Annotated in this window: 9 protein-coding genes; 1 reads left to right on the top strand and 8 read right to left on the bottom strand. The window is 59.3% G+C overall.

The genetic code is table 11. The features are described 5' to 3' along the window. The 3 genes from CBB91_RS02890 to CBB91_RS02880 all read right to left on the bottom strand — a co-directional run. A partial coding sequence (locus tag CBB91_RS02890) for an L-serine ammonia-lyase (protein WP_273011878.1) occupies positions 1-1071 on the bottom strand: 1071 nt, incomplete at its 3' end. 71 nt (positions 1072-1142) lie between these two features. Then, positions 1143-2324 carry an FAD-dependent monooxygenase gene (locus CBB91_RS02885; protein WP_273011875.1) on the bottom strand — a complete coding sequence of 394 codons (1182 nt, stop codon included), beginning with the start codon at positions 2322-2324 and terminating at the stop codon, positions 1143-1145. A 30-nt stretch (positions 2325-2354) separates the two neighbouring features. Next, positions 2355-2558 (bottom strand): zinc-finger domain-containing protein, encoded by a 204-nt coding sequence (locus CBB91_RS02880; protein ID WP_035550323.1) that lies wholly within the window; start codon positions 2556-2558, stop codon positions 2355-2357. Between the two features lie 119 nt (positions 2559-2677). Here CBB91_RS02880 and CBB91_RS02875 point away from each other — a divergent pair, with 119 nt between their 5' ends. Beyond that, positions 2678-3631 carry an ABC transporter ATP-binding protein gene (locus CBB91_RS02875; RefSeq protein WP_035550320.1) on the top strand — a complete coding sequence of 318 codons (954 nt, stop codon included), beginning with the start codon at positions 2678-2680 and terminating at the stop codon, positions 3629-3631. Between the two features lie 54 nt (positions 3632-3685). On the opposite strand, the gene trxA is transcribed toward CBB91_RS02875, so the two are convergent. From trxA to CBB91_RS02850, 5 genes are all read right to left on the bottom strand, one after another. Next, positions 3686-4006, bottom strand: coding sequence for a thioredoxin (gene trxA / locus CBB91_RS02870; RefSeq protein ID WP_035550317.1), 321 nt, complete (start codon positions 4004-4006; stop codon positions 3686-3688). 60 nt (positions 4007-4066) lie between these two features. Beyond that, positions 4067-7594 (bottom strand): double-strand break repair helicase AddA, encoded by a 3528-nt coding sequence (gene addA, locus CBB91_RS02865; RefSeq protein ID WP_273011870.1) that lies wholly within the window; start codon positions 7592-7594, stop codon positions 4067-4069. Next, complete coding sequence (gene addB, locus CBB91_RS02860) at positions 7587-10643, bottom strand: double-strand break repair protein AddB (protein WP_273011867.1); 3057 nt, start codon at positions 10641-10643, stop codon at positions 7587-7589. The genes addA and addB overlap by 8 nt, the downstream gene beginning before the upstream one ends. After that, entirely contained in the window at positions 10633-11361 is a 729-nt protein-coding gene (locus tag CBB91_RS02855; RefSeq protein WP_273011864.1) for a nucleotidyltransferase family protein, read from the bottom strand. Before CBB91_RS02855 ends, addB begins: the two co-directional genes overlap by 11 nt. After that, on the bottom strand, positions 11361-12434 hold the full coding sequence (locus CBB91_RS02850; protein WP_273011861.1) for a phosphotransferase: 1074 nt from the start codon (positions 12432-12434) through the stop codon (positions 11361-11363). The genes CBB91_RS02855 and CBB91_RS02850 overlap by 1 nt, the downstream gene beginning before the upstream one ends.

Genomic DNA, 12434 nt, shown 5'->3' with positions numbered 1-12434 from the left:
TCCTCCCGCCGCCATTGAGCAGGCAACGCCGACTTCGCCCTGGCATCCCATTTCCGCACCGGAGATCGACGCGCGTTGCTTGTACAGGATTCCAATAGCGCCTGCCGTCAGCAGAAAGCGACGCGTGCGATCGACCGAATCGTCAGTGTCTGAGCAGTAATGCTGGATAACGGCCGGGATGATTCCCGCCGCACCATTGGTCGGCGCGGTCACCACCTGCCCGCCTGCGGCATTTTCCTCGTTCACCGCCATCGCATAAACATTCAACCAGTCGAAGAGCTGCTCCCGCTCATTGGATCCGCGATCATCATTGAGCTTTTTCCAAAGCGCCGCAGCGCGGCGCTTCACCTTCAGCTTTCCGGGCAGAAGTCCGTCCTTGGCAAGCCCGCGCTCAATGCAGCCGCGCATGACGTCGGCAATCCGATCGAGGGCAGCGATCGTCTCAGCTCTGGGTCGCAGCACATCCTCATTGGCAAGGACAAGCTGCTCAATTGCAAGATCTCCCTGTTCGCACATCTGAATCAGCTCAGCTGCAGACGTGAAGGCGTATGGGACGCTGATTTGCGTGGGAACCAGATCGTCTTCTACCGGCCGCTCCAATTGTCGCTGCGAGGCAATGAATCCGCCGCCGGTCGAGAACCAGGTCTCGTCGAGCAACACGCCGCCCTGTTCATCATGGGCCGTCAGGCGCATCCCGTTCGGATGAAGGGCCGGGATAACGTCACAGGCCACTATGATATCAGTCGCCGGGTCGAAGCGGATGGGCATGCGCCCTGCCAGTTTCAAACTCAGAGTTTCGCCAATGCGGGCAACGGTCAGTTCTGCCTCATCCGGATCGAGTGTTTCCGGTCCGAAGCCTGCCAGCCCAAGCATGACCGCCTTCGGACTCGCATGTCCTTCACCTGTCAGGGCAAGCGATCCCTGTAACTCGACCTGAACACGACCCACGCGGTCAAAGGCACCGGATTGCTCGAGCGCATCAACAAAGCGCGCGGCAATGCGAATTGGCCCAACAGTGTGCGAACTCGAAGGGCCGATACCCACGCGAAAAAGGTCGAGAACTGAAAGCATGAAATCCCGCTTTGGTTTCAGATGAAATCAATGAGTGCACGTTCCGGCGCCACCGCACAAGCGATGCGCAGTCAGCCAACCGTTACATCATGGCCGTACAGCCAATCGTTTCGCCCGTGAACAAAGGACTCCATCATTCGACCCGCCACCCACATAGGGCCATAGGTCGAGAGCTTGGTCACCGGATTGCTTTTGTGGAACAGNTTGGCATTCGCGCGGGCCCCCGCTTGNACCTTGCTCGTCCTTGGCTTNCGCAAGGTTTCATAGGNCTTGAAGGCGGATGGCAAATCGGCCTGCGAAGTCACACTCCGCGCAAGCACATAGGCGTCCTCAATTGCCATGACGGCCCCTTGCGCAAGGAACGGCANCATCGGATGGCACGCATCCCCCAGCAACACGGCACGCCCGTCCGACCAGCGTTTCAGCTCGTCCCGATCAAACAGAGCCCAGCGGTGAAGCACTGGCGCATTCTGGATAATGTCGTTCACGACAGGGTTCCAACCGCTGAAATCGGCCAGCGCATCTTCCCGACTACCCTCAGTTGTCCAGGATTCGAGATGCTTTGCCTTGCGCTCCACTACGCCGACAAAGTTTGCGAGGCTACCGCCCCTCAGAAGATAGGTCACCGCATGACGTCTGGATCCCGTCCAGACTGCAGCCGTCGGGGGTGGAACATGCGTCAGGTCAGATACCGGCGTTACGGCTCGCCAGGCTGTCATGCCTGTATAACGTGGCGCATCCGGACCGAGCATCTTTGCCCGGATCNCGGAGTGGATGCCATCTGCCCCAACCAATAAATCTCCCGAAACGCGTTCGCCTGAGTCGAGGACAGCATGAACACCCGCATCATCCTGCTCGTATGAAGTGACTTTCGCGCCCAGTCGCAGCGCATTCGGTTGCCGCGTTGCCANGGTATCGGAGAGCGCCTGAATCAGGTCGGCGCGGTGGACATGCAGATAGTCCGCGCCCCAGCGATTGATCGCAGCCTTGCGAAGCGGAATGTCGAACAATCGTGTGCCACTGCGCCCCATCCGCATTTCGAGCGCCTTTGGCCTGAACGCATGGCGAGCAATCTGAGCCGAAACGCCGAGCTTGCTCAGCACATGCATGCCATTCGGGCTCAGCTGAATGCCTGCCCCGATTTCACTCAGGACACCTGATTGTTCAATCACACTGCATTCATGACCGAAATGATCGAACGCCAGCGCAGCCGTAAGGCCCCCGATGCCACCGCCCGCTATCAGGACGCGCATTCGGACACCTCACTCATCAGTGTGTTGCAATCATTTTGCGCGCGACGGGTCTAGCTTGCCGCCGATCAGGATGAAGCGACGGTCGCAGTATTTGCACTCAACGAAATCCTCGTCACCCATCTCGTACCAGACGCGTGGATGCCCGAGGGCACCTCCACCACCATTGCACGATACGCGGTGGGTGTTCACCATGACGATTTCTGGCGGGTCAAGCACATCGCGGTTCGTGGACATGATCTCTAATTCCATCTGCAATTTCGCTGGCATGGTTGTTACCGAAGCCACATGGTCCTACCTAGATCGCACCGCCAATCGGCGCAAGATCGAATGGACAGAGTGAAAAGGTCCCCTGCATGTCGTCCAGCAAACCTGCCCCAGACTTCGCGATTGAAGTCAAAGACCTCCAGAAAATCTACCGCGCTTCGGGCAAGATGCCTGAAAAGCACGCATTGAAGGGGCTGAACCTGCAAGTACCGCGGGGATCGATCTTCGGTCTGCTGGGTCCGAATGGCGCTGGAAAATCGACCTTTATCAACATTCTGGCCGGACTGGTGAACAAGACATCGGGATCGGCAAGCATCTGGGGCCTCGATATTGATGAGCACCCTCGCCAAAGCCGTGCGGCGATTGGCGTTGTGAACCAGGAAATCGTGGCCGATCCTTTCTTCACGCCCTTGGAAATGCTGGAATTGATGGCCGGGTTTTATGGCGTGCCCAAATCCGAGCGCCGCAGCGAGGAGATTCTTGCCGCTGTCGGACTGGACGACAAGAAAGACGCCTATGTGCGCCAATTATCCGGCGGCATGAAACGCCGACTGATGGTGGCCAAGGCACTTGTCCACAATCCGCCCGTCCTGATTCTGGATGAACCCACCGCGGGCGTTGATGTTGAGCTACGCCGCTCTCTTTGGACTTATGTGCGCGAGCTTCACGACAACGGCACCACCATCATCCTGACGACGCACTATTTGGAAGAAGCCGAAGAATTGTGTGATTCCATCGCCATCGTGAATCATGGCGAAATCGTCGCCTGCGAGCCGACGCCAACTCTATTGTCGCGTCTCGACTACAAGACACTAGTGATCACGCCGAAGGAGCCGCTGACCGCTGTACCAGAAGCATTGGCCGGCATGGACGCCACACTGCGCCCGGATGGTGATTTGGCCATCACGTTCCGCACCAGCGAAACCGGCATTGGCCGCCTGCTGGAAACGGTGCGCGCAAACGGTATCGGCGTAGGCGACCTCGTCACAGAAGCGCCGGATCTGGAAGACGTGTTTATCGCCCTGACATCCCAAGCCGCATAAAAAAACGCCGGCATCGCAGCCGGCGTTTCTTTAATTGCTACTGCAGATCCGCGCTTAGACGCTTTGCTTGATCCAGTCCGTAATGGCCTGCTTGCTCATCGCGCCAAGATGCGTCGCAGCCAGCTTGCCACCCTTGAAGATCATCAGGGTCGGCATGCCGCGCACACCGTACTTCGACGGGGCAATCGGATTCGCGTCGACATCGATCTTCGCAACTTTCACTTCACCGGCCAGCTCTTCTGACACGGCATCGATGTGAGGGGCCATCTGCTTACACGGGCCACACCATTCAGCCCAGAAATCCACAACGACTGGCACATCGGAATCTCCGATCAGGCCGTCAAACTCATCATCCGTAACATTTACCGCAGCCATGCCTTGGCTCCTTCATGCTTTTGTTTCCGTTGGATCATACATAGGGACTCTTTCAGCAAGTCAAACCACGCTCTGCGCACCCTTTAGCGCTTCTAACAGCATCTCTTCAGGCAGGAACATCAGGCGCGGACCGTCGGTCCAGCAGAGAGCGGTGCGTATTTGCCGGCCCGGATAGGCCCGGCGCAAAACGGCCCAATAGGCCGCCATCTGAGCCCGATAGGTCTCCGCCACCCCCTCGGGGGACTCCGGAGCGGGCTGATCAGTCTTGAAATCCACAATCAGAACTTCGTCTTGTGTCACGACCAGTCGGTCCACCCGACCATTCACGATCAGACCATCTGGCAATTCTGGAGCAGACCCCACAATCGCCGCCTCCGCCCGGCCGCCTGGCTGAAAGAGCGTCTGCATCTCTGGCGCATCGAGAATACCGAATACAGCCTCGGCCATCTCCTCCCGCTCACCGTCTTCCAGGTCCGGCAAACGGGCAAGATATTTGTCGGCAGAATCAATCCGCGCCTCTTTGGGAAGCGCAGGCAGGTATTCCAGCAAAGCGTGGATGATCCGGCCTCGACGGAGACGTTCCTGTCGGGTCTGGCTGAATGGCGCGAGCACAGGCGTCTTGCGTCCCAGAAGGCTGGACGGCGCTCCGAAACGGCGTGCGCTGCCTGGCTGGTCTGGTGAGGTCGAGACCCAGTTCGGCAGATCGGCCAAAGTACGTCTACCATCCTTGCTTGGAGCAAGCTTGGGCGGCAAGTCGCCAAACCGGTGGACGCCATACTCGTCGGCATCGCCGCCGAGCTTGTTCATCGCTGTTTGGCACAAGGCATACCAGCTTCGGTCATGATAGCCCGGCGGTCGCGCGCCGTGCCAATGCCCGGCGATGATCAATCTGTCTTGTGCCCGCGTCAGGGCCACATAGAGCAATCGACGAAATTCTTCTTCGGCTTTTGCATTGGCGATGGCACGTTCCAGCTCTGCTGCTGGCACGTCGCTATCTTTCCTGGGAGACCAGACTGGCATGCCATCCACGTCGAACATGGTGGAAGAAACGCTCTTTGGNCCAGCTGTCGTATCCGGCATCACAACCACCGGCGCCTGCAAGCCTTTTGCTCCGTGCACCGTCATTACGCGCACCTGCCCCTCCGGCGCAGCAAGGTCTCGTTTGATCTCTACGAGCTTCGCTTCCATTTCAGCGACAAAAGCCTGAAGGGATGAAGGCTCGGATGCATCAAAACCCTGAGCGCGCGAGAGCAACGCCTCAACCGGATCGTGCGCGGGTGTGCCGAGCCGGGCATTGATCTTTTCCCACCCTGTCTTCCCGTCCGCACCCGGCACATCCAGAACTTCAGAGAGAAATTCGTAAGGCGGCTTTCTCTTGTTGGCGATCAGGCCGGAAAGAAACCTGGACGCCTGCTGCACGTCTGGATCGGAACTCGCCTGAACACGCGACCACAATGTCTCCCCTCGCCTGCGCTCCGAAGCGAGCGGATAGAGATATCTATCATCGTCCACGAGGCCAACAAACGGCCCCCTCAGAATTTCGGCGAGCGCCAGGTCCCTTTCGGGTAACAGCGCGAACCTCATGAGGTTCAGGCAGTCCTGCACGGCAATGTGGTCGGTAAGCTTCAGCCTGTCTGCGCCTGCAACAGGTAGTCCGGCAGCCTTCAAGGCAGAAATCATCGCGTCAAACAAGCCGCCTGTCCGACTGCGAACGAGAATCAGAATGTCTTCCGGTCGCATTGCACGCCGTTGCCAACTCCGGTCAGGCAGTTCTTCCCAGACAGTCTCGCCGCGCTTTACCATGGCCTTCAGCTCTTGCGCCAGTCGTGTCGCAAGGCGCGCTTTAGGCGAACTTGACCTCATAGCGTTCACCGGACGGGACCAGGCGTCAGCATCTTCGTCCTCATCCCGCTCATCGACGGACCACAATTCCACGAGCCCCTCTTGACCCGCGCGGCGCGCCGTATGCTTCACGCCCTCGGCGGAGAGCGATGGATGCGTGCCCGCTGCCACATCGATAGGTGGTGCTGAATTCCATACCGCATCCACAAAACTCAGAATTTCCGGCGACGAACGGAACGACATTTCCATCGTCTGCGACNCGGCNGTGGAATCCCGACGCATATANTCCTGTTCCTGCGCGCGCAGCTTTGCGGGATCGGCGCCCTGAAAGGAGTAAATAGACTGTTTCTCGTCTCCCACGACAAACAGCGTTCGTGGGTCCTGCTGGCGCTCTGCACCCTGCCCCGCGGCGAACTCGTTCGTCAGGGCGTTGATCAATTCCCATTGCTCAGGGCTGGTNTCCTGCGCTTCATCAAGCAGGATGTGACTGATACCGCCATCAAGCTTGTAGAGCACCCAGTCTGACATTCCGGTCCGTGTCAGGAGGTCTCGTGTCTTGCGGATGAGATCATCGAAGTCCAGAGCNCCACGTCGCCGTTTTTCTTCCTGATAAGCGACCAGCGCGTCCAGACCAACCGCCAACAATGCTGATGTACGCTCAACCGTCTCGGCTAGCTTCAGCTTCGCAGCAACTTCATCCACTCGCGCGACCTCTGAGCCCGTTTCGGCTTTCGTTGCAAACAGGGAAACAACATTATCGTCCTTGCCTGCTTCCGCGTTATAAAGAGACTTGTACGGATTTCCGGTCGCACCGAAAAAGGCACGCCGGTAGCACTCCCAGCGCCGCACTGGATCTTCTTCACTCAACGCGGCCTCGACAGCATCGGCGGTCCGCGTGTCATCCCGCTTTCCGGAAGCTCGCAAGCTGATCAGCGCTTCTCGCAATGCGTCAATCGGCATTTCCTCACCCATCGCAAGCGACAGGATTTCAGACGGGCTCGCCTCTGGCGCATTCAGCCCTTCAACCAATGCCGCACGCATCCGGTCTTGATCAAAGTCATACTGCTCGGCAAACTCCAGATACATGTTCATCTGGTAGCGCATCGCATCAAGCGCGACGTCTGCGCCATCATGGCCGCCCTCTAATGCGAGCACGTTTAGCGCTTCGGGTGCGACCTCCGCCGCTTTCAAAACAGCGTCTGCACGAACAGTCTGCCAGATGGCTAGCGCCTCTTCTTCCTCAATTTCCGCGAAACCTGGCAACACACCAGCCTCCAGTGGGAAGCGCCGCAGGATACGTGCACAGAAGGCATGAATGGTCTCGATACGTAGACCACCTGGCGTTTCAAGCGCGCGAGCAAACAGAGCCCGCGCCGCCCGCAAATCGTCGGTTTCATATGCGCTNACAGGCCGGCCTTCCAGTCTAGACAACTCTTGGCGCAGCTCTTCGTCGCGCATGATCGACCATTTTCCGAGCGTACGGAACAAGCGAGACAACATCTCGTTGGCCGCCGCCTTTGTGTAGGTGATACACAGGATGGAGTCCGGCTTCGCACCGGGGCGGCCATCTTCGCGCCTGAGCAGAAGACGAGCAACCCGGTCGATCAGCACCTTGGTCTTGCCGCTGCCTGCATTGGCCATCACAAAGACCGGGTGCGAGGGATCTGCGGACGCGAGCTGCGCCTTGTTGGCACGCAAATAGTCTTCGGTGTCTTGCGGTTTGTCCGTCAGCTTCACATCAGACATCACCGGCCTCCCCGTCTTCTGTGTCACCTGCCCATTCGGCGCGACGCGCGAGCAGATTGTAGCCATTGTCGTATTTGACGAACTTGACCCGTGGCGCAGACAGGAATTGTGCAGACGGCTCACGGTAGGCCTCAACCAGGCGCAACAATCCCTCTTCTGCNATAACCGCCATCTCCGCTGGTTCAGTCGGCAGACTATGCTTCCCGCCGAGGCTAAAGGCATCTGGCTTGGCCTTGAAGGCAACGTAGTGAAGTTGATCGACGCGCGCGGCTGGAACGCCCTCATAGCCCCCCTTCTGCGCGATCAGGGCCTGGAGCGGCATTTGCTGGCTGAGGCCCGTCGCGACTTCCTTGTCACGCGGTGGGTTGCCAGTCTTGAAGTCCACGATAACGAGGTCCCCAACCGCCGTGCGCTCAATGCGGTCAGCGGTGGCTGAAAGTGTGAAAGCATGCCCGCCAACTTCGTAGTCGATCCGCCCTNTGACTTCCTGCTTCAGTCGCCCACCTGACGTATCGCGCTGACTGCGCCAGACGAGATACCAATCGACGGTGCGCTGCCAGACGGCCTCTCGGGCGGCCCAGGCATCCGCAGGCTCGCCTACGCGAAGCAATTCCTGCCGGAGCAACGCCATGAGTTGTTCGGATGTTTTGGGTCTCCCGTCTTCCTCGAAAAGTTCGAGAGCGCGGTGAATGGCCGTGCCACGCGGCGCAGGTCCAAGATCATCGTTCAGGGCATCCACGGTCGACAGCCCCAGCACTTGCTCACACCACAATGCATAGGGGTCTCTCTGCAGGAGATCGACGCGCGTCGCCGAAAGACGCTTTGGCCANCCTTCCGGCCGTGCGCTGGGCGTAGGCTCGGCATTGAAATCGGNGAGTGAATCGACACCGTCATTCTTCAGCGCCTCGACAAGGTCGACAGGGTCAAACNCCGTTGGCNCCAGATGCGCTGCCGCGTCCTTGCCCAATGCGCCTTCCGCCAGCGTTTTCAGACGCCAGACCCAGCGAGACGCGACCGCTGGNGCATCATTGCGACGCGCCGAATAGACCAGTGTCACGTCCGGAGCACAAGCAAGTTGGGCAAAGTCGTGCGCCGCNAGNCCCATCCGCTCTTCCGGGTCCCCAAGACCCAATCGCGCCCGAAAATGTCGCGGAAGGAACGCGTCAGCTGCCGGTCGTTTCGGCCAAACGTCTTCATTCAGTCCAGCGAGAATGACGCGGTCNGCTGTCTGCAGGCGCGCCTCCAATGGCCCCCAGATAGACAATTGCGGATGCTCCGCCTCACCGNAGCTGACCGTCATCTGGGCCGCTTGAGCATTTACCAGATCTGCCAGCGCCGATGGCTTCATCGGGCCAAGTGATCCCGATACGTCTCGGACAAATTCCAGCAAGCGACTTGTGGCCGCCCCGTCTTCGCCGGCCCAGGGCATTGGCGTCTCGCTGACCGCTTCCGACAAAGCTGCNATGCGCTCTATCGCTTCNGCNCCAGTGACATCTTGTAACTGGCTCAGATCAGCCCGCGCATGATCGAAATGCGAAATGAGGTTTTGGACCAGATCAATTGCTGCAATCTGGTGATCCGATTTGAACTGAGGATAGGGCTCGATCGTGTCCCGCAAGCGTATACTCTCAACTAACTCGGCGAGGGATCGCCAACGGCGTGGACCACGCAGGAAATACAATTCCAGATCCGCAAGCCCCTCAANGGGCGCCGCGAGTTCGTGCGACAGGACAGACATCATCAGAACCGGATCGCCCGGATCAACCGCCCATTTGGCGCAGAGTCCCACAAAACTGCCCGCTGCNGTGCGCCCCACCGGAATACCGGCAGAAGGCGGTACGTTTATGTTCCACCGCTTCAACAAGGCCGAGACCCGCCGGGCAAGGCCAGCGTCCGGGGTGACAAGCGCCGCCGTACGGCCCTCAACTTCAAGAGTTTCCCGCATGATCAGAGAAATGGCGGAGGCTTCGGCAGNTTCATCCGGCGCCTCAATCAGGGACAAGCCATCCAACGCCTGCNTCGCGAAGGTCGCAACATCCGTCTCCGCACTTGCAGCGAGTTGATCAAGCGTGTCACGCCAGTCGGCAGTAGCATCTGCAGGTGCCAGCGCCTCCATGATCATGCGGCGGCGTGCATAGCGGTGAGGGTTCGCCTGGCTTCGNGGCCACTCCGCGACATCGCCGGGATCAAGCTTCAAATCCTGCAGCGTACTCATCAGAGCATTCTGGGGATGTCCGATCTCGGACAGAATCGCGAGACGCTGCTCTTCGGACACATCCCTATCAAGCCCGGGAAACACGACCAACCCCTTCGGCAGTTGAAGCGCAGCCTTCATCAGCGCACGCCCTGAAGGCGTTGCGCCAGTAGANCCCGCTATGATAACGGGCGCCTGAGGCATAGCGCTCTGCCACGCATTTGCGGTCGCTTCAGCCGCCAGCAGGCGCCGTTCGAGTGGGTCGGCAGCTCCCTGTTCTTTCAGAAACGCTGGCCATGCCGTTGTGATGATTTCAAGGAACTTCGCTGAGTTTTCCCAATGCTGGGCGAGGTCTGCTTCCTTCACCAGATCAGGAAGGCCGCTCCAGTCGGCCTCTGCGCTAAGATGCGCCTGATCCANCAGACGCGCGAGTTCGTTTGCTGCGGCAAGCGCGGACGAAGGCGGCACGTCCATACCGGAACTATTGCGATAATAGGCTTGCACCAGCGCCGCCAAATTCCCCAATCGCGNGGCAGNCGTTACGGCTGGNGGCAGGTCCGTTTCGGATATCTCTGCAACAGGAGGCGCCTCATCGCTTTCAAGATCCCCCATCGCGCGGATATCCGGTGACAGGATCGGCGTTTCATTTGCGGCGAGATACAGCGCCGCCGACAACTCACGTGCGGATCGCCTGTTCGGCACATAGATCGTCGCATCAGCGAGCGCATCTGGATTCCCGGAAAGGTTCACGGCGTGGGCCAGTTCCGTCGCGAGGGCCTTCAGGAAGTTTTCGCCGGGCGGGATGGACCAGGCCTTCGACGCCCCGGCNCCGAANATATTCGGATCACTGACCATGACAGNGCAACCACATCTCAGCATCCTTCAACGCGTCCGGATCGCCGACATGGAGCCAGAAATCATCCAGCGGCAGACCGTGCAATCGCCCCGCCTCAACCAGTGGCCCCCAGATACGCCAGGCAACTGAAAACCGCTCAACCTCCAGCCCGGCAAATGCCTGAGGCTTCAGAATGCGAACGCCTGCATACGCCCAAGGGGCTGAGGGATTGTCACCACGTCGGGACAGGCTGCCGGTTTCGGACCGAATAAAGTCCCCCGCGCCACCATATCCGAGGCTGCGCTGGNTGTCGGCCAATAGCAGGAGTTCATCCATGCGATCAGGATCAAACACCTCAGCCAGCTGAACGAACGGCGCTGGATCACCGCGCCCCCAGAACGCATCAGTATTGACGACAAAGATAGGATCCTCGCCGAGCAAAGGCGCTGCCTTCGCCAGCGCCCCGCCTGTTTCAAGCACTTCGCCGCGCTCGTCAGATACAATCACGTCTGCACCTTCGATGCCGGAAACATGGTTTTCCACCTGATCGGCCAGCCAATGCACATTGACGACAATCCGCTTCACACCGGCCGCAATCAGCGGCTCGATCATACGGTCCATAAGACGCTTTCCGGACACTTCAATCAGCGGCTTCGGGCACGTATCCGTCAGCGGCCTCATCCGTGTGCCCAACCCGGCGGCGAGCACCATGGCCGTATGCGGAACTTCAATCGGCATCAGGATTCCTCAAATACAAAAGGTGTCGTTTCCCGCACGAAAGCCTCCATGGAAGCCAATGCAGGATGAGACAGGTTGCGCGCGAGTAGTTTCAACTGTCGTGGCTGGAATGTTCCATAGCGCGGCTTCCCATCGCGGTGTTGAAGCCTTGAAAACACACCTGCAATGCGCAGCGCGTTCAGCGCTCCAATTACAGCGAGCCGTTCGTCGAATGCCTCACGCGCCTTTCCGGTCTGGTCGAGATAATGCCGGATGGCGGCCTCTGATGCCGCTTCGGACACTTCCCTTCGCGCATCCTGTGTCAGCATTGCCATATCCCAGGCGTCCCAGCCTTTCACCGCATCCTGAAAGTCCAGCAATGCAATGCGATCGTCCCCGAGCCAGAGCAGGTTCTCAGCATGGTAGTCGCGCAGCGTGAACACGCGCGGAAATGACATCGCTTGTTCGATCAGCGCATCGCGCTCCTGTTCCCATTTGGCTCGCGCGGCTCCGCTGAGCGCTTTGCCACCAGCTTCCACCGGCAGCCAATCTGCATAGAGATCCGCGTTCGAGGCCAGAGCGAGGCGGTCAAACTCCAAGATCGGCCAATGCTCGTTGCCGTCCGAGACGACATCAGGAATAGGATGAGCGTGCAGCCGGGCCAGCATGTCAGCGGCAAGCGTGTAGGCTGGAACCTCAAGCTCCGGCGTGCGCTCCAAATGACGCGCGAGTTCCATCCCGTCTCCGAAATCCTGCAACAGCGCGAGGCCAGCTTGCGTGTCATGGGCCAAGACCTTTGGCGCTTCAAAGCCGAGCGAACGCAGATGATTGGCGATCAGCACAAATGCATCCACGCGCGATGCGGCCAGCCGCGTCTGGGCGTTCCACCCCATCGCAGTGCGCGTCGCGTCGTCGGCATCCGGTGGGCACGGATCCGCCTCAATGCGTGGAGCATCCATGAGCATGGCCGTTGTCCCATCTGGCATCGCCAGCCGAATGTAGCGGCGCGTAGAGGCATCTTGCCCAAGTGGCAGCAACACCGCGTCCCCCCAACCATGCTGGGAGAGGAATGCGGCGATCAGTTTATCACGCAT

Source organism: Hyphomonas sp. TMED31, from assembly GCF_002172815.1.
GTDB lineage: Bacteria > Pseudomonadota > Alphaproteobacteria > Caulobacterales > Hyphomonadaceae > Hyphomonas > Hyphomonas atlantica.
The sequence above is the reverse complement of the archived record's forward strand: the minus strand, read 5'-3'. Positions and strand labels throughout refer to the sequence as shown.